The organism is Pseudolysinimonas sp. (assembly GCF_039912695.1).
In the GTDB taxonomy this organism is placed as follows: domain Bacteria; phylum Actinomycetota; class Actinomycetes; order Actinomycetales; family Microbacteriaceae; genus Pseudolysinimonas_A.
Window position 1 is genome coordinate 155,493 of the sequence record NZ_JBDSPJ010000013.1, and the last position, 17,985, is coordinate 173,477.

19 protein-coding genes are annotated in these 17,985 nt (G+C 65.3%); 6 read left to right on the forward strand and 13 right to left on the reverse strand.

The window, feature by feature from the left end; translation table 11 throughout:
* Positions 1-240 precede the first annotated feature (240 nt).
* The 8 genes from ABIR17_RS04685 to ABIR17_RS04720 all read right to left on the reverse strand — a co-directional run bounded on the left by ABIR17_RS04685 (position 241) and on the right by ABIR17_RS04720 (position 7,573).
* Entirely contained in the window at positions 241-384 is a 144-nt protein-coding gene (locus ABIR17_RS04685) for a hypothetical protein (RefSeq protein ID WP_348003200.1), read from the reverse strand.
* Positions 381-1,088: a DsbA family oxidoreductase gene (locus ABIR17_RS04690; protein ID WP_348003201.1), complete on the reverse strand. Its 708-nt coding sequence runs from the start codon at positions 1,086-1,088 to the stop codon at positions 381-383. The genes ABIR17_RS04685 and ABIR17_RS04690 overlap by 4 nt, the downstream gene beginning before the upstream one ends.
* A 7-nt stretch (positions 1,089-1,095) precedes the next feature.
* Positions 1,096-2,139 carry a type II CAAX endopeptidase family protein gene (locus ABIR17_RS04695; protein WP_348003202.1) on the reverse strand — a complete coding sequence of 348 codons (1,044 nt, stop codon included), beginning with the start codon at positions 2,137-2,139 and terminating at the stop codon, positions 1,096-1,098.
* Positions 2,136-2,741 carry a PadR family transcriptional regulator gene (locus ABIR17_RS04700; protein ID WP_348003203.1) on the reverse strand — a complete coding sequence of 202 codons (606 nt, stop codon included), beginning with the start codon at positions 2,739-2,741 and terminating at the stop codon, positions 2,136-2,138. Before ABIR17_RS04700 ends, ABIR17_RS04695 begins: the two co-directional genes overlap by 4 nt.
* A gap of 66 nt (positions 2,742-2,807) precedes the next feature.
* Positions 2,808-4,217 (reverse strand): aminomethyl transferase family protein, encoded by a 1,410-nt coding sequence (locus ABIR17_RS04705; RefSeq protein ID WP_348003204.1) that lies wholly within the window; start codon positions 4,215-4,217, stop codon positions 2,808-2,810.
* A 77-nt stretch (positions 4,218-4,294) separates the two neighbouring features.
* The gene (gene purU / locus ABIR17_RS04710; RefSeq protein ID WP_348003205.1) at positions 4,295-5,215 is read right to left on the reverse strand and encodes a formyltetrahydrofolate deformylase; all 921 of its coding nucleotides are present in this window, start codon (positions 5,213-5,215) and stop codon (positions 4,295-4,297) included.
* Positions 5,216-5,217: 2 nt separating this feature from the next.
* Positions 5,218-6,066 (reverse strand): methylenetetrahydrofolate reductase, encoded by an 849-nt coding sequence (locus tag ABIR17_RS04715; protein WP_348003206.1) that lies wholly within the window; start codon positions 6,064-6,066, stop codon positions 5,218-5,220.
* Between the two features lie 136 nt (positions 6,067-6,202).
* The gene (locus ABIR17_RS04720) at positions 6,203-7,573 is read right to left on the reverse strand and encodes a glycine--tRNA ligase (protein ID WP_348003207.1); all 1,371 of its coding nucleotides are present in this window, start codon (positions 7,571-7,573) and stop codon (positions 6,203-6,205) included.
* 50 nt (positions 7,574-7,623) lie between these two features.
* On the opposite strand from ABIR17_RS04720, the gene ABIR17_RS04725 reads away from it, so the two are divergent.
* Entirely contained in the window at positions 7,624-9,177 is a 1,554-nt protein-coding gene (locus ABIR17_RS04725) for a hypothetical protein (protein ID WP_348003208.1), read from the forward strand.
* Here ABIR17_RS04725 and ABIR17_RS04730 read toward each other — a convergent pair.
* From ABIR17_RS04730 to recO, 3 genes are read right to left on the reverse strand one after another with little or no spacing between them, the layout of a single operon-like run.
* Entirely contained in the window at positions 9,147-10,241 is a 1,095-nt protein-coding gene (locus ABIR17_RS04730; RefSeq protein ID WP_348003209.1) for a hypothetical protein, read from the reverse strand. The genes ABIR17_RS04725 and ABIR17_RS04730 overlap by 31 nt on opposite strands.
* 30 nt (positions 10,242-10,271) lie before the next feature.
* The gene (locus ABIR17_RS04735) at positions 10,272-11,033 is read right to left on the reverse strand and encodes an isoprenyl transferase (protein WP_348003275.1); all 762 of its coding nucleotides are present in this window, start codon (positions 11,031-11,033) and stop codon (positions 10,272-10,274) included.
* Positions 11,034-11,053: 20 nt separating this feature from the next.
* Entirely contained in the window at positions 11,054-11,788 is a 735-nt protein-coding gene (recO, locus tag ABIR17_RS04740) for a DNA repair protein RecO (protein WP_348003210.1), read from the reverse strand.
* Between the two features lie 40 nt (positions 11,789-11,828).
* Here recO and ABIR17_RS04745 point away from each other — a divergent pair, with 40 nt between their 5' ends.
* Genes ABIR17_RS04745 through ABIR17_RS04765 form a run of 5 tightly spaced genes read left to right on the forward strand, consistent with a single transcriptional unit; the run spans position 11,829 to position 15,304 of the window.
* A complete protein-coding gene (locus tag ABIR17_RS04745) occupies positions 11,829-12,689 on the forward strand; it encodes an RNA polymerase sigma-70 factor (RefSeq protein WP_348003211.1) in 861 nt (286 codons plus the stop codon).
* Positions 12,690-12,716: 27 nt separating this feature from the next.
* Positions 12,717-13,448 (forward strand): NAD(P)H-binding protein, encoded by a 732-nt coding sequence (locus ABIR17_RS04750; RefSeq protein WP_348003212.1) that lies wholly within the window; start codon positions 12,717-12,719, stop codon positions 13,446-13,448.
* Positions 13,445-13,882 (forward strand): hypothetical protein, encoded by a 438-nt coding sequence (locus tag ABIR17_RS04755; RefSeq protein WP_348003213.1) that lies wholly within the window; start codon positions 13,445-13,447, stop codon positions 13,880-13,882. Before ABIR17_RS04750 ends, ABIR17_RS04755 begins: the two co-directional genes overlap by 4 nt.
* 23 nt (positions 13,883-13,905) lie before the next feature.
* Positions 13,906-14,589, forward strand: coding sequence for a TRIC cation channel family protein (locus ABIR17_RS04760; protein ID WP_348003276.1), 684 nt, complete (start codon positions 13,906-13,908; stop codon positions 14,587-14,589).
* Positions 14,582-15,304 (forward strand): methyltransferase domain-containing protein, encoded by a 723-nt coding sequence (locus ABIR17_RS04765; protein WP_348003214.1) that lies wholly within the window; start codon positions 14,582-14,584, stop codon positions 15,302-15,304. Before ABIR17_RS04760 ends, ABIR17_RS04765 begins: the two co-directional genes overlap by 8 nt.
* Here ABIR17_RS04765 and ABIR17_RS04770 read toward each other — a convergent pair.
* Positions 15,301-15,957 (reverse strand): GNAT family protein, encoded by a 657-nt coding sequence (locus ABIR17_RS04770; protein WP_348003215.1) that lies wholly within the window; start codon positions 15,955-15,957, stop codon positions 15,301-15,303. The genes ABIR17_RS04765 and ABIR17_RS04770 overlap by 4 nt on opposite strands.
* A gap of 69 nt (positions 15,958-16,026) precedes the next feature.
* Positions 16,027-17,790, reverse strand: a complete 1,764-nt coding sequence (leuA, locus tag ABIR17_RS04775; protein ID WP_348003216.1) for a 2-isopropylmalate synthase — start codon at positions 17,788-17,790, stop codon at positions 16,027-16,029.
* Positions 17,791-17,985 lie beyond the last annotated feature (195 nt).

A 17,985-nucleotide genomic window follows, 5' to 3' on the forward strand; every position in this document is an offset into this window, starting at 1 on the left:
TATCGCTACCAACCGACGCGCCCAGTGGGCAGCGCAATCCCCATCGACCGAACTCCTGAAGGTCGAGGCCTCAATCGGGGGTTGGCCTCAACGTGCGGAGCTTCCGGCTAGGCCGTAAGAGTCCCCCGAAACGGGGACGTGAGTCAAGCGGATACGGAGGAGTTCTCACGTCTGTAACAAGCTGTTAATATCTGGCATCCAGGGCGCACGGGTGCACCTCAGGCCGGAAAGCCCGAGAAGTCAGATGTTGTCGGAGTCCACTCGGCGGTTCATGACGTGCTGATCGTGGTGGGGCGGGATGACGCAGAACTCCCCCTCGCAAACCTCCGCGGCGGTGTCGCCCACCATCTCCAACACCAGGGGTGCGGGGTTCGGCTCGGTCACGACGCCTCCGTTATTTCGGACTCCACGGCGGCCGCACGCTCGTCGGCTACCTGTTGCAGGACGTTAGCGAACGTGGCCGGGTCTTGCGCGCCCGACACTCCGAACCTGCCGTCGAGCACGAAGAACGGAACCCCGCGGATACCCAGCTCGCCCGCCAGCGCAATGTCGGCGCGCACGTCGTCGAGGTACTCGTTCGCCGTCAAGGAGCGGATGACATCATCCCGATCGAGGCCGAGCTCGGTGGCGAGATCGGCGAGTTCCGGGATGCGGCCGACGTGGCGCCCGTCCTCGAAGTACGCCTTCATCAGGTGTTCCTTCATCTCGAGCTGCAGCCCCTTCGCCTTCGCGTAGTGAATGAGCTGATGCGCGAGCACCGTGTTGGTCGACTGCAGGGCGTCGTAGTCGTAGTGCAGTCCCACGCTTTCGGCGATACCCGAGACCCGATCGATCATCGCGGTCGCCTGCTCGAGCGGCACACCCAGGTGCTGAGCGAGGTGCTCGACATGGTGACCTTCAACCTCGACCGCAGTACCCGGCGAGAGCTCGAACGAGTGGTACTCGACCTCGACCGGCAGCCCCGCGGCGGCGACACCTGCTTCGAACTTTCGTTTGCCGATGAAGCACCACGGGCAGGCGATGTCCGACCAGATGTCGACCTTGATGGGTTCGGTCGTGGTGATGTTCATGGTGGGTTCACGGGTCATGTTGGGTTCAACCGCCCAAAGTCGCAGGCATTCCCGGTTGGGTCGGCGGGTCGGGAACGAGACGGGTCACCGCGATCCGACTGATCCGCTGCGGGTGCATCCGACGTGCCGCAAACTCGATCGCGGTGAGCCAGACAGCCGCAGTGATCAGCGGCGGGATGACATCCATCGGTGTGCCGACGGCCCCGGCAGAGTTGGTGGGCCCGAACATCCCGGTGCCGGTGATCAGGAACGTTCCGATGTTGTGCACCGAGTGGTAGGCGATCCCCGATTCCAGGCCGCCGGTTCGGATCGCCGCGATGGCGAAACTCACGCCGAGGATGCCGACCTGCAACTGCCCCCAGATGTCGTAGCTGTGGCTGAGCGCGAACAGGGTCGCCGAGATGACGATGCCGACCGGAGCCCACCGCGCCCAGGCGCCGATGACCTGTTGCAGGACGCCGCGAAAGAGGTACTCCTCGGTCGCCGCCTGGAGTGGTACCAGAAGCACCACGATCAGCGCACCCACGAGATAGGGACCGATCGGGGTGCTGAACGGCAGCAGCGGCTGGCCGGATGCGACCCCCACGAGAACCTGCACGGCCAGGCTAACGATCCACACGACGGCGGAGATCGCCGCCGTGACACCGAGCCAGCGCCAACGCAGTCGGAAGGTGACCGAGTGCAGGATGTTCACCCGATACCCCGACGGGCGGATGCCAGCGATCCGCAACGCCAACGGAATCAGCGGCAAGACCAGCAGGATCGCCCCGAGCCCAAACACCAGAGTCCACGGATTGGTCAGGTCGGGCGACAACTCGGCGAGCAACTCGGTCTGAGTCGGGATGTGGCCGACACTGATCGTGCCATTGGCGAACAGCACGACGACCAGAACGATAGCCAGCACGACTTGGACACCCAAAAAGAACACCGCTGCCATCACAAGAGCAACGAGCGGACGCCACCACCGATACGTCGGCTGCGCGCGAAAAAGACGGTGATAGGGCAACTCGACGATCGTGGTCTGCTCGGCACGGGAGGTCGGCGGTGGTGGAGGCGGGAGGTCGGTCATCGGCCTTCTTCTTTTTCGTCGAGGTTGTCGAGATCGTCGATCAGGGTGAGCCCGTTGCGCGCCCACGCGATCTCTTGCTGGGCACGTTGCACGAGCCCCTCGTACGCGAAGCGCTTGAACGCGGTAGTTCGCGCGCGGTCGGCTTCCGGAGTGACGGCGAGCCGACGATTCAGCATCGGGGAGGTCGACGTGTTGATCTGGATGATCTGCTCCTCCCACTGCGCAAGTTCTGCCTCGTAGTGCGCGATGTGGGCGCGCAACTGGGCGCGCGCGGCATCCGGTGTCGCCCACTCGAAGTAGGCGGACTTCAGGTGCATGGCATCCCGGAATCGGGCGTACGGCAGCATCGCGTTCATCCACTCACGCAGCGCAGTGCGACCTTCATCGGTGATGTGGTACTCGCGCTTGGTGCCTTTGGGACCCCAGGCCACCTCCTCGGCGCGGACCACGCCGTCGGCTTCCATCTTGCGCAGCTCGGGGTAAATCTGAGAGTCCGGCGCGTACCAGACGTGACCGACCGATGAGTCGAACCGCTTGTGCAGGTCGTACCCGGTCATGGCGTCGACGCTCAGGAGCGCGAGTAACGCGAATCTCAGAGACATTTTTCACAAAGCCTAGGGTCGGACGCGGGACCGTGAAGTGATCCAGCGTCCGACCCTAGCGGCTTATCAGCTCTTGTAGCCGGTGCGCCAGCCGCCCTGGTACGACCCGCGAGCGACCGTCGAGTACGGGACTGGGCTGACGACGGCGCGAACCGGAAGTTGCACATGGGTCTCGACCGAGGCCTTCGTGGTGTTCGGGTCTTCACCCCACAGCACGTGAAGTTCGGTGCCCTCGGGCACGTCGGGCGAGATGGTTGCGAGCGACAGCGCGCGCTTCTCGTTCGACGAGTAGCCGGTGAACATCGAGTAGCCAACGACCGTGCCGTCGGCGTCCACGACGGAGTCGTAGTTCGCCGAGCCGTAGTTGGCCAGCGGGAGGTCGAAGAACTTGTGCGACGGTCCGTCGACGTCGAACAGCGACGCGAAGATCTTGGTGACGTCCTCGGCGTCCCAGGCCAGGGTGACCTTCTTGCGCTGGGTCTCCGTGTCCATCTTCTCGAGGGCGTCGCGGCCGATGAAGTCGTGGTCGAACTTCACGAACGAGCCGTAGCCGAGCTCCCACGGGGTCAGGTAGTAGTCCTCGATGTTCGCCGAGACGAACGAGCCGGCGAGCGTGCCGGTCGCCTCGTAGGAGTCGGCGGGTAGCCAGTCGCGGTAGCCCTGCTCTTCAGCACCCGTGTAGATCGCAGGAAGCGGCGACGGGATCCAGCCCGACTCGAGGGTGTTCGACGGGTAGGCGCGCGACCCGACCTGCACGAGGCCGAAGTCCTTGCCGGCCTCGACGATGAGGTCGCGGATCTTGTGGTGGTCGGCGTACGGGCCCCACAGCTCGAGTCCCGGCGCGCCGGCCATGCCATGACGCAGGGTGCGCACGTTGATGCCGCCGACGCTCATGGTCGCCATGCTGAAGAACTTGAGCTGCTCGAGCGGCCCGCCGTTGAGCTTCTCGATAACCGACCAGGCGGCAGGGCCCTGGATCTGGAAGCGGTAGTACTTGCGACTCACCGCATCGCCGTAGGGGCGCGAGTTCGAGCGACGGTCGACGACGACCTCGAGGTTTTGGTAGCCACCGGTCGCACCGTGGTACATCAGCCAGTTGGATGCCGGGGCGCGGCCGACGTAGACGTACTCATCTTCGGCCTCACGAAACAGGATGCCGTCACCGACGACGTGACCGGAGGCGGTGGTCGGAACGTACTGTTTGGCGCGATCGACCGGGAACACGGCCGTCGAGTTGATCGCCGTGTCGGAGATCAACTTGATCGCATCCGACCCCTTGAGAAAGACGTTGTCCATGTGGTGGGACTGGTCGTAGAGAACGGCCGTCTTGCGCCAGGCCTGCTGCTCCTTGATCCAGTTCTGGAAGTCGGCAGGCACAACCGGGTAAATGTACGACCCGATCTGGGAGTTGCGCAGCATCTCGACGGGGTTGCCCGCCGCATCGATCTTGCCTTGGAGGTTCGTGGGCTCGGCCATGGGTTCCTTCTTCGTTGAATACCTATGGAGATAGGTGTTGGGTGGATGTGAAAGAGCCCCGAGAGGCCCGGTGGTGGCTAGAAGACGATCGTTTCGCGGTCGGCGCGGATGACGCGGTCTTCGCAATGCGCAAGGACAGCACGGGAGAGCACGGCGCGTTCGACGTCGGCGCCGCGAAGCTGCAGGTCCAAGGCGGTGTCGGCGTGCGTCACGCGCACGACGTCTTGCTCGATGATCGGACCTTCATCCAGGTCGGGGGTGACGTAATGCGCCGTCGCGCCGATCAACTTCACCCCGCGCTCTTTCGCCTTCCGATACGGGCCAGCACCGATGAACGCCGGCAAGAACGAGTGGTGGATGTTGATGATCGGAACCCCCACCTTCTCGATGAAGTCCTCTGAGATGACCTGCATGTAGCGGGCGAGCACGACGAGATCGGCGTTGCCGCGGATGAGGTCGAGCATCTTGGCCTCGGCCTCTGACTTGTCCGGACCCGGCTTCGAGGGCACGTGCAGGAACGGGATGCCGAAGCCGCGCACGTCATCCGCCAGCTCCGGATGGTTGCCGATCACCATCGGTACCGTCATCGGAATCTCGCCTCGACGCTGACGCCAGAGCAGGTCGAGCAGGCAGTGGTCGGACTTGGATGCCATGATCACCACCCGCTTCGGCACTGAACGCTGCGTGAGTTTCCACTGCAGGCCAAAGCCCTTCGTGATGGTCTCGCCCAGCTCGGCTTCGAGGGCGGGGAGCTTTACGTTGAGCTCCGCGAGGTGGAAGACGGTGCGCTGGTAGAACTTTCCGCCTTCGGGATTGTCGGAGTACTGATCGAGCGACACGATGTTCGCCCCGAGCCCGGCCAGCATGGTCGAGACCGCCGCGACGATCCCCGGCTGGTCCTTGCCGTGCACGGTCAGAACCGCCTGGTTGGTGTAGCTGTCGAGCTGCGCTGCCGCCGCAGCGGCGAGCGTCGTCGCCGGGCTATTGATGGTCGCCATGCTCACAGCTTCTCCTTGAAGTCGCGGATCCACTCCGACGTCGCGGCGAGACCGCCGAACGTGTAGAAATGCAACTTCACCACACCGTGCTTCGCGGGGTCGAGCTTCTTGGCGAGGCGGTTGATGAACTTGTCGGGCCCCGCGGTGCCCATGAGGTTGGTGAGCGACAGGCCGTATTTCTTCGCAATGCCGGCGCTCGACGCCACACCGAAGCGCGCGGCGAACGACAGCAGCCGCTTGATGCCTGCTGGGCCGGGCACACCGATGCGGATTTCATAGTCGATGCCGGCCGCACGTACCTTCTCGATCCAGGTGAGCACCGGCTTCTCGTCGAACCCGAACTGCGTGAGGATCGTGCCGCGGGTGCCCGCCGCCGTCAGGGCAGCATGCTTGCCGGTGAGGGCAGCCCAGAGCTTGTCGTCGGAGATATCGGGGTGCCCCTCGGGGTATCCCGCGATCGAGATGTCGGACGCGCCGTACTTCTGCAGCAGACCGGTCTGGATGACTTCGAGCGAGTCCTCATAGGGACCCTCGGGTTCGTGCGGGTCTCCTCCGACGCTGAATACGTGCGACGCGGTGTTCTGCGCCTTCAGCGCACCGAGGAACTCCTCGAGCATCTCCTGGCTCTTCAGACGGCGCGCGGAGATGTGCGGCACGGGGATGAACCCGCTGTCGAGGACGGCCTTCGATGCGATGAGCCGCATCGAGAGGTCTTCGTTGCCGAGGAACGTGACGTTGATCCGAGTTCCGGCGGGGATCAGCGGTGCGGCTTCACGGAGGCCGGGTACGTCTTTGCCGGTCATCTCCACCGAGAAGTCTTCGAGGAGCTGGGCGGGAGTGTAGGTCGCCATGGGGGTGGTCCTTTCGACGTCGTCGTCGCGGGCTGTACCGTCATAAGCACACTACCTATGCCCATAGGTAGTTGTCCAGCACCGCACCCTCACCCGACACCGGCCGCCCCGCGCGGTGACCCTGTGGAAGGGGCGGTCAGAGCCGTTCGGCGAGGTAGCCGTGCAGCTTCGCGAGTGAGACCCGCTCCTGACTCATCGTGTCGCGCGAGCGAACGGTGACCGCCTGATCCTCAAGCGTGTCGAAGTCGACCGTGACCGCAAACGGGGTGCCGATCTCGTCTTGACGGCGGTAGCGACGGCCGATCGCGCCGGCGTCGTCGAACTCGATCATCCAGTCCTTGCGCAGGTCGGCGGCGAGATCGCGCGCGACCGGCGAGAGCTGCTCGTTGCGCGACAGCGGCAACACCGCGGCCTTGACCGGGGCGAGCTTCGGGTGAAGGCGCAGCACGGTACGGGTATCGACCCCGCCCTTGGTGTTGGGCGCCTCGTCTTCTGCGTAGGCATCCACCAAAAAAGCCATCAAGGCACGGGTCAGCCCGAACGCCGGTTCGATGACGTACGGCGTCCAGCGCTCGTTCGTGGTCTGGTCGAAGTACGACAGATCGACGCCTGACTCGCGGGAATGGGTCGACAGGTCAAAATCGGTGCGGTTCGCCACACCCATCAGTTCGCCCCACTGCGACCCGGCGAAACCGAATTTGTACTCCAGGTCGACGGTGCGCTTGGAATAGTGCGACAGCTTCTCGGGTGCGTGCTCATAGCGACGGATGTTGTCGGCCGTCAGTCCGAGGCCGGTGAACCAGGCCTCGCACTGGTCGAGCCAGTAGCTGAACCACTCCTCGTCGGTGCCCGGCTGCACGAAGTACTCCATCTCCATCTGCTCGAACTCGCGCGTGCGGAAGATGAAGTTGCCGGGGGTGATCTCGTTGCGGAAGCTCTTGCCGACCTGGGCGATGCCGAACGGGGGCTTCATGCGCGCACTCGAGACGACGTTGGCGAAGTTCACGAAGATGCCTTGTGCGGTCTCCGGACGCAAGTAGTGCAGGCCGGCTTCGTCGTCGACCGGACCGAGGAAGGTTTTGAGCAGACCGCTGAACGCGCGCGGTTCGGTCCACTGGCCGCGAGTTCCGCAGTTAACGCAGACGATGTCAGCCATCCCGTTCTCGGGGGCGCGGCCCTTCTTCTCTTCGAACTCTTCAAGCAGGTGATCCTGGCGGTAGCGCTTGTGGCAGTGCTGGCACTCGACCAGCGGGTCGGAGAAGACATCGACGTGACCGGAGGCTTCCCAGACGCGCTTGGGCAGGATGACCGCGGAGTCGAGACCCACGATGTCGTCGCGGGTCTGCACCATGAACTTCCACCACTCGCGCTTGATGTTCTCCTTCAGCGCGACGCCGAGCGGGCCGTAGTCCCAGGCAGACCGGGACCCTCCGTAGATCTCGCCCGATTGGAAGACGAAACCGCGACGCTTTGCGAGCGAAATGATCGATTCAAGAGGGGTGGCCATAGCCCCGCCAGCCTACCGGCGAGCGTGGGCGCTGATATTCTGCCGCCAGCATGCGCCCGCACCGTGCTCTTACCGCCCTGGCGATCCTGGTCGCCCTCCTCGGCGTGCCCGCCGTCGCAGCGACCGCCTCACCGCTCGCAGACGACCTCGATCCGCTCGTCGTGTACGAGGGCGAGGGCGAGACAGTCGCGACTGACGGGGTGAGCTCGCCGGTCCATCTCCAGGTCACGGTCGACTGCTCGACCCAGCCCTGCAGAGTCGCCGCGGTCGCCTCCAACTCCGCCGATACGGCGTCGCTGACCGGCAAGACGACCTACGCCTTGACCAACGGTCACTTCGAAGCCGACATCCCGGCAGTCGGTGATATCTGCGCCGACGACTACACGCCGCCGATCCACACGGCGATTGACATCACGGCGGTATCCGCCCACCTGCAGGTCACGGGTGGGTCGAGCGGCGAGGTCGACTGCGCCGACGGATCGACGATCGAGTACGACGCGGGAACTATTGACGCGACGCTGCCATACATCAGCGGCTCCGTGTGCCTGCTCGACGCCAGCTGCAATAACCCGTCCGCGACTCCCCTCTCGAGTTCCGGGCCGTTCCCTTCGTACCCGCCGCGTCCGCCCGCCGACCCGGGGGTTCTCAGCACCCTCGCCACCCCGTCCCAGGCGATCACGGTGGCGAATGTCATCTGGGCCGCGGCGGGGAGTGTCGTGCTGGTGCTTCTTGTTGCGCTGCCCACGGCGCTCTTCGACTCGGCGATCGAGCGGCTCACCGCCGGTCGCGCTCCCCGTGAGAAGAAACTCAGGATGCGGTTCACGCGCTGGCCGTACGCCGTCGCCGGTCTCGGTGTCGCAGCGATCGCAGCAACCTTCGTCGACCCACGAGTGGGACTCGACGTTGCCGGGTTGCGCACTCTCACCGAGATCACCCTCGCTCTCGCAGTGTCGATCGGAGTCGGCTGGGTCGTCCTGATGCAGATTGCGCGGCGCCTGCATCCGTCGTCTCCGATCGCACTGGAGTTTCGACCGGTGACCCTCGTGGTCGTCATCGGCGCGGTGCTGTTCAGCCGCCTCACCGGGTTCGAGCCGGGCATCGTCTTCGGCCTCGTCGCCGGAGTCGTCGTGGGTGGACTTCTCGCGACCGTCGAACAGGCACGGCTCGCGCTGATCGGACTCGGCTGGTCGCTGGCGGCAGGCATCCTGAGCTGGATCGGGTACGGACTGCTCCCCGCCACCGGCGGGACCGTCTTCGTGCGTGAGACCCTCTCGGCTGTTGCGGTCGCCGGAATCTCGGCCATGCCCATCGCGCTGCTCCCGCTGCGCGGGCTCACCGGCAATGCGGTCTGGGCGGCAAACAAGATCCTCTGGGCTGTTGCCTACCTGGCCGGGCTGTTTGCGTTCCTCCTCGTGCTGCTGCCCCTGCCCTCGTCGTGGGATCGCGTCCAGGTCGACCTCTGGGGCTGGATCGGGCTCTATCTCGCTTACGCCGTCGCAGCTCTCGGCCTGTGGCTCTTCGTCATCCGACCGTGGCGACGGGATGCCGCCCCGGCAGCTCAGGCCGAATCGACTCAGTTCGATTCGACCGGCGCGAACTCCTGATTGTGGATCACGTAGCTGTAGAGCGGTGCCTGCAGTGCGAAGAACGCGATCAGCCACACGACGAGGGTCACCAGCGCGACGACGACAATCGAGGGTGTTCTCGCTCGTAGCCGCCGACCGGCCGGGGCGACGACGTTCGGCACCGACTGTGCCGCGTGCTCATCCTGGTAGCCATCGCCCTGCACAACCACCTCAGGCGCCACGGCACTGATGATGGTGAAGATGCGCCGCCAGTCTTCCGCGGTGTTCTGCTGAAAGCTGTAGCCCTTCGTGAAAATCACCCAGTCGTCGACGATCTCGACGTGCCAGGCCGCCGCGTCATCCACGAGCACCGCCATGACGTCGGGCGTGATGACCTGAAGCGCATCCCGCTCATACCCGGTCGGCGCATAGAACCGAAAGTAGGTCTGAAAGTCGCCCTCGAGCGGCACCAGTTGAGAGCCATCCACGCTCAACCAGTTCGGCACGCGCGCCTGCGTCGAGAGGAAGGCCATGTGCGGCAACTTCCGATCGAGACGCACCGCGACGTATGCGGCCGGCTCCATACCGGGGTCCAATTTGCTCTCCGGCTGCACCCGCTGCAGTTCGCCGATCTCGAATTCCCGGCCGGTGGCCGAACTCACCCGGTACACCGCTAGGCGCCGGCGAGTGTCAAAGAGCCAGCCCGAGACCCGATGGTCGGTGGGGTATTCCTCGAACTTCAGACCGTTCGCCGCGGCAAAGGCGGGAAGACGGCGCATCACCGGAACGACCGGCTCGCCGTTGAAGACGACCCAGAGGATGACGCCTCCCAGCCCCAGCGCGAACAGTCCCCATGTCGAGATGGCGAGCAGCAGACCGTACTGCGACAGCCACGGGTCGGGCACGCCGTAGTCGGTGATCGTCTTGGCGATCGTCGAGGGCAGCGAATAGCCGATGATCGCCAGCATCGGCAGAGTGATCACGATCACGCCGAGCGCGCCGATCGGCATCTGCTTTTTGGGGCGACGCGCGGAGCGAATCGGATTGGCCGCTTCGTCCGCACCGGGGGTGTCGAGGGGTGCGAAGTCGATCGTCTGCGGCATGTCAACATCCTGGTGGATGCCAACATCCGTTCAGGACGTCGGGGTGTCGACCGCTCCGCCGAAGCGCCGGGTGCGGCTGGCGTAGAGCTCGACCGCGCGCCACAGGTCGGCTCGCGTGAAGTCGGGCCACAGGGTGTCGAGAAACACCATCTCGGCGTAGGCGCTCTGCCAGAGCATGAAGTTGCTGGTGCGCTGCTCCCCCGACGACCGTACGAACAGGTCGACATCCGGCAGTTCGGGCACGTACAGGTGCTTCTGCAGGGTCTTCTCCGAAATGCGGTCGGGCTTGAGGCGGCCGGCCGCGACCTCGGCGCCAATCGCGCGCACGGCATCCGCCAGCTCGTTTCGCCCACCGTAGTTGACGCACATCGTGAGGGTGAGTCCGGTGTTGCGGGCGGTCAACCGTTCGGCGACCTCGAGCTCGTCGATCACCGAACGCCACAAGCGCGGTCGTCGCCCGGCCCACTTCACCTGCACTCCCCACTCGTGCAACTGGTCGCGGCGGCGGCGGATGACATCCCGGTTGAAGCCCATCAGAAAGCGCACCTCGTCGGGGCTGCGGCTCCAGTTCTCGGTGGAGAACGCGTACGCCGACAGGTGCGTCACCCCGATTTGGATGGCGCCCGCGACGACATCGAGAAGACTCGCCTCTCCCGCTTTGTGGCCTTCGACTCGGGACAGGCCGCGCTGGTTCGCCCAGCGACCGTTGCCATCCATCACGATCGCGACATGTTTCGGTACCGCGGCAGCGGGCAGCGTGGGAGGCTTCCCGCCCGCGTAGTCGAGCGGCAGCCCGGTGCGTTGTTGGTCGGTCACGCGGAGGTCCGATCGACGTGCTCGAGTGATCGCAACCCGCGCTCAAGATGGAACTGGGTGTACGCCGCTACCACTCCGGAAGCCTGGGCGCGGGTGCGGGCGTCGGCGGCATCCGCGGTCTGCCAGTCACCGGCCAGCAGCGCTGCCAGGGTGGTGAGGGTCAGCGGATCGAGACGCGGGGCGCCGGGCGGTGCGACCGCGTCACTCACCACCCCGCCCAGTTGCACGACGAACGCGCTGTGCGGCCCGGGTTCTGCCGTGACGGCGCAGTCCACGAACGACGGTGCCCAGCCCGCGACCGACAGCGCGCGCAACAGGTAGGAGTCGAGGGTCAGCCCGGGTGCGTGCTCGTTCTTCGACAGCGATCGCAACGCGCCGACCAGAAGGAGGTAGTGCTGCAGCCCCGCCTCGTGCTCGGTGAGCCGGTCGGCGGCCTCCACCATCGCGGTCGCGGCGGTGAACCGCGGGTAGTCCTCAACAATGTCGGCACCGTACGACCCGATGGATTCCGCCTGCTGCACAATGTCGAGAGTGCGACCCTTGTAGAGCTGCAGGTCGGCGACCATGAACGGTTCGAGTCGAGAACCGAAACGGGATGCCGTGCGGCGAACACCCTTCGCGACCGCCCGGATCTTGCCGTGCTGCCGCGACAGCATCGTGACGATACGGTCGGCTTCACCCAACTTGTGGGTGCGCAGCACGACCGCCTCATCGCGATAGGTCATCGGCACGGGAGTAAGTCTGCCCCGCCCCGCCTGTGATGATGTGGAGGTGGACGTCTTCGACGAGGTGCGGCCCCGACTGTTCGGGATCGCCTACCGCATGCTCGGGTCGGTGCACGATACCGAAGACGTGCTGCAGGACACCTGGCTGCGCTGGCAGGGCGCCGATCGGGATGCCGTGGCCGAGCCCGGTGCCTACCTCGCGACGATCGTGACCCGGCTCTCGATCACCGCGTTGACGAGTGCACGTGCACGCCGCGAGGTCTACGTCGGGCCGTGGTTGCCCGAACCCGTCGATACCTCGGCGGATCCGCTGTTGGGGGCCGAACTGGCCGAGGCTCTGTCGATCGCGATCCTCGTGTTGCTCGAGAGGCTGCTGCCCGCCGAACGTGCCGCCTTCGTGCTGTACGAGGCCTTCGACTATCCGCACGCACGCATCGCCGAAGTGCTCGAGGTGAGCGTCGCGAACGCTCGGCAGTTGCTGAGCCGGGCTCGCAAGCATCTGGCGAGTGAGCGTTCCCGTGCGGTGCCCACGACCGAACGCGACCGGCTCCTGGGAGCGTTCCTGACCGCAGCAGGCAGCGGCAACCTCAAGTCGCTCGAAAGCGTTCTCGCGGCTGACATCGTGGCACTCTCGGACGGTGGGGGCAAGGTGACGGCAGCCCGCAAGCCGATCCGTGGCCCGCAACGAGTGGCGCAGTTCGTTCTCGGGGTTCTCGAGAAGTTCGGGGGCGGCATCCACCCGGTCTCCGTCGAGGTCAACGGTGGCCCCGGAATGCTGGGGGTTCGAGACGGTGTGCCGATCGCAATCTGGACGATCGAGGCGGAGCCTGGCGGCATCCACCGCATCTTTATGGTCGTCAACCCCGACAAGCTGTCACGTTTTGAGAGCCTCGCCGCTCTCAGCTAGGGAAATCCCACCCCTAAGGAGAGAACCATGACCACCATCCTCGTCACCGGCGGCACGTCGGGACCGGGACACCCCACCGTCGACCGGCTCCGCGCGGCAGGACACGACGTGCGCGTGCTCAGTCGTCAACCCGGCGACGGCCACCTGCTCGGCAACCTGTCGACCGGCGTCGGACTCGCCGACGCTCTGGTCGGAGTGGAAACCGTCGTGCATCTGGCGACCAACCGAAAAAGGGACCTGCCCGATACGCAGCGCCTCCTCGACGCCGCGAAAGCCGCCGGCGTGACTCACCTGGTCTTCCTCTCGATCGTCGGCGTCGACCGCATCCCGTATGCCTACTACCGTGACAAGGTCGCCAACGAGTCGGCGATCGAAGCGTCGGGGATTCCATTCACGATCCTGCGCGCGACCCAGTTCCACTCCTTCCCCGGCGAGATTCTGGCGATGACGGGAGGGCGGTTCTTCGTCGACCTGAAGATCCAACCCATCGGGGTCCTGGATGTCGCGGTTCGGCTAACAGAACTGGCGACAGCTACGCCCGCTGGCCGGGTCGGCGACATCGGCGGGCCGGAGATTCTCGAAGGCCGCAACATCCTGGCTCGCCTGCAGCTCGCGGGTCGGGCCAAGAAACGGGTGTTCGTACTCAATCTGCCGGGCAAGACTTTCGCCGCATTCCGTGCCGGCTACCACCTGACGGGGGTACCCGGGTATGGCACTCAGACCTTCGACGAGTGGCTCGCTTCGGGAGCACGGCGGTGACCGCCGTGCTGCGTATCGGCCTCGCGGTTCTCGCGCTCGCCGAACTGTTGATCGGGGGCTGGAACCTTCTCGCTCCCGAGAACTTCTACGCGAACTTCCCCGGGGTGAACCTCACGCCGCCGTTCGCAGAGCACTACGCCCGCGACTTCGGGGGCGCGACGCTCGGGATCGCCATCGTGCTCGTCGCGGCCGCGATCATCCCTCGCACGGTTCTGGTCATCCCGGCACTGCTCGCCATTTCCGCCTTCGCGGTGCCGCACGCCGTGTTCCACCTTGAGCACCTGCATGATGTGGGCCCCGATCTTCTGCTTTTTGTCGTGGTGACCACCCTGGGCGAGGCCGTCGCCGCACTCGTGCTGCTCGCGGTCGCCCTCGTGCGCTGGCAACGCGAGCGCAGCAACAGGACTGAGCAAGTGCTACCAATGGAGTCGTGACCCCCGACGTTTTCGTGATCCCGATGTGGGCCGACCTGCTGGCGATCGGGATCGGCAGCCTGCAGGGGGCGACGTTCGCGGCACAGTTTCGGGATCGGCGGCTCGACCTGCTCGGGGTGGCCATCATCGGCATCGCGACCGGGTTCGGTGGTGGGCTGCTGCGCGACATCCTGCTCGGAGAGGTGCCGAAGGCGCTGCTCAGCAACTGGTACCTCCCGGTTGCGGTCGGCGCTGCACTCGGCGGGATGTTGCTTGAGCGCCTCTTCTCACGGCTCCAGAAGGTCATCACCGTGCTCGACGCCCTCACCCTGGGGCTGTTCGGGGCGATCGGTACCACCGCGGCGTTGAGCGCCGGACTCCCGGCGATTCCGGCGATCTTCGTGGGTTCGCTGTCGGCTGTCGGAGGCTCGATCCTGCGCGACATGTTGCTCAGCGTGCCGGTCGCCCTGATGCACGTCGGCTCGCTCTATGCGGTCGCTGCCCTCGTCGGCACAACGACCCTGGTCGTGCTCGTGGCGCTCGGGGTCACCATCACCGTTGCAGCGGTCGTCTGCGTCGCGTTGACGGTGACGGTGCGCATCCTTGCCGTGCTGTTCCACTGGAGCCTGCCCGAGCAGCGCCGGCTCGAGCGCTTGCCGCGACTCGTCATTCGCCGTCGTAGCAGGTCAGCGCCAACACCGGCCCCCACGCCAACGGCCGATGCCTGATCCGCTCGTTGCGCGATTGCGCGCTGTTGGGTGCGTCTTCGCCGAAGAGGAGGCAGCCGAAATCCGCCGGGTGCTCGGTGACGACGACAGCGCAGCGGATGCGGTGGTTGCTGCCCGCGGAAGCGGCATCCCGCTCGAACACGCCCTCGGCACTGCCCTGTTCGCCGGCATCGAAGTCGAGGTCGGTCCCGGCGTCTTCGTGCCCCGCGCCCGAGCCGAAACCCTGATCGAGCAAGCCGTCGCCCTGCGCCCCGAAGCCCGTGTGATCGTCGACCTTGGAACCGGCTGCGGCGCGATCGCCGCCGCCCTCGCCTCGCGTCTCCCAGAAGCGGTGGTCTACGCGGCGGATCTCGATCCGCTCGCATTGACCTTCGCGACCCGCAACGCAAACCGGTACGGGTTTACGGTCCACGAAGGCGACTGGTGGGATGCCCTCCCGCCCGCACTACGCGGCACGGTCGACCTCGCGGTCGCCTACCTCCCCCACGTGCCTACAGCCCGCCTCGACGAAATCCCCGGCGACTACCGCACCCACGAACCCGACCTCTCCGTCGCCGGCGGCGTCGACGGCCTCGACCCGCTGCGTGCGGTGCTCGTCGACCTGGACGACTGGCTCGCCGTTAACGGCATCCTCGTCACCCTCGTGGCGGACGAGCAGCTGGATGCCGCCCGCGCAGTGAGCTACGTACGCCGAGTCCACCTCGTCGAGGGCTAGAGCTTGTTCGGTTGGATTCCCAGTGTGTGAGCACACGCCTCGATGCCGTGTAGTTCGATGTCGTCACGTCGGCGCGTCGACCACTCCTGACGAGTGAGTCGCCAGCGTTGTAGTTGGGCGGGCTCGCCGCGCCGTGTCGCCCACTCGAACCCATTGGCTTGATAACCCAAAGCTCGAGAGACGCCATTAGATCCGGGATTGTCCAGGAAACCTTCGGTGGTCGCTTCCTTGGCTCCGAACCCTTCAAACGCGAGGTGAAGAATTGCCTGCCGCATCTCTTTGCCGAGACCGCGACCCCGCACATCCTCGGACAGCCACGAGAAGGTCGTGACGATGCCGAGGTCATTGAATGATTGCCCGACCATGTCTTGCATCCCTACCGGTTCCCCGTCGAGGATGACCGCAAAGTAGAGGCGCCAGAAGTCGTTCGTGGCGGAGCCCCGCCCCCGCCAGATTCCTTGCAACCACTTCGCTTCCCGAGTCTCAGGATTCTCCTCGTACAGAGACATCGGATCGTCGTACGGGGGCGGATCGGCCATGGCTTTGCCGGAACGCACCAACGGGGCCAGTCGCTCCAGCAACTCGTCCGACGCTCCAACAAGTTTGATCCGCGGCGTTGTCGCTGTCACCTCGAGAGGCGGGTATCTCAACACCGGTCAAAGCTAACACCGGCCATACCCGCCTCACCGTGGGTTGAGGAGCGCCGCCCGACAGCGCGAGGCTCAACCGGCGGGGACGAGCTCCCGGTCGGTGGCGTCGGAACGAACCGAGCGGTTGACCGCCGACACGACAGCCTTCAACGATGCCGTCGAGATGTCGCCGTCGATCCCGACGCCCCAGAGCCGTTTGCCGTCGACCTGAAGTTCGACGTACGCAGCAGCCTGGGCGTCGCCGCCGGCCGAGAGAGTGTGTTCGACGTAGTCGTACAACTTGATGTCGTGTCCTTGCTCGGCGAGGATGCCGAGGAATGCGGCGATGGGTCCGTTGCCGTTCCCGGTCGCCGCCTGCACCTCCTCGTCGACCCGCATTTTGATCTCGAGTGAGACGTTGCCATCCATATCGCTTGCAGTGCGGGTACCGAGCAGTTCGTAGCGTCCCCACTTCGCGTCGGCGTCGCCGGCGGGCAGGTACTCGTCTTGGAAGATCTCCCAGATCTGGTCGCTGGTGACTTCGCCCCCGTCGATGTCGGTCTTGGCTTGCACGACGCCGCTGAATTCGATCTGGAGGCGACGCGGCAGGTCGAGGTGACGGTCGGCCTTGAGCAGGTAGGCGACGCCACCTTTGCCCGACTGCGAGTTGACCCGCACGACCGCTTCGTAGCCGCGACCGAGGTCTTTCGGGTCGATCGGCAGGTAGGGAACGGCCCATGCGAGCTCGGAGACCGGGATGCCCTGTCGGGCCGCCTCGGCATCCATCGCCTCGAAGCCCTTCTTGATGGCGTCCTGGTGCGATCCCGAGAATGCGGTGTAGACCAGGTCGCCCGCCCACGGCGAGCGCTCGTGAACCTTGAGCTGGTTGCAGTATTCGGCGGTTCGGCGAACCTCGTCGAGGTCGCTGAAGTCGATCTGCGGGTCGATCCCTTGGGTGAACAGGTTGATCCCGAGCGCGACGAGGTCGACGTTGCCGGTGCGCTCACCATTGCCGAACAGGCAGCCTTCGATGCGGTCAGCGCCGGCCTGGTAGCCCAGTTCGGCGGCCGCGACCGCGGTGCCGCGGTCGTTGTGCGGGTGCAGGGAGAGCAGCACGCTGTCGCGCTTGAGGAGGTTGCGCGACATCCACTCGATCGAGTCGGCGTACACGTTCGGGGTCGCCATCTCGACGGTCGCCGGCAGGTTGATGATGAGCTTGCGGTCCGGCGTCGGCTGGAAGTGTTCGATCACGGCGTTGCAGACCTCGAGCGCGAACTCGAGCTCCGTGCCGGTGTAGCTCTCCGGCGAGTACTCGTAGTACACCTTCGTCTCGGGCACGGTCGCCTCATACTGCGTGCACCACCGCGCACCCTGCAGGGCGATGTCAACAATGCCGGCGCGGTCGGTGCGGAACACGACATCCCGTTGCAGAATGCTGGTCGAGTTGTAGAGGTGAACGATCGCTTGCTTGGCGCCCTTGATCGATTCGTAGGTGCGCGCGATCAGCTCCTCGCGGGCCTGAGTGAGCACCTGAATCGTCACGTCATCCGGAATCAGGTTTTCGTCGATCAGCTGCCGTACGAAGTCGAAGTCAGTCTGACTCGCCGATGGAAAGCCCACCTCGATCTGCTTGTAGCCCATGCGGACGAGCAGGTCGAACATGATGCGCTTGCGCTCCGGGCTCATCGGGTCGATGAGCGCTTGGTTGCCGTCACGAAGGTCGACGGCACACCAGATCGGGGCCTTATCAATGACCTTGTCGGGCCAGGTGCGGTCGGTCAGGTCGGTGCTGAATTGGGTGGCATAGGGGCGGTAACGATGTACCGGCATCCCAGAAGATGTTTGTGTGTTTTTCATGGTCGTGGAGGGTTCTTCCTGGTCGAAACGGGGATCAGCCGACGACGAACTCCGCGACGAGGGGGGCTAGATAAATGAGCCCTCGTCGCGGCAGCTAAGAAGAAGCAGACCGTAGTACACACTGCGAGGCTAGCACCGCCGCTCCGGTGCGGAGTGGTTGATACCGAGACGCACCTTCGCTGCACTATGTTGTGG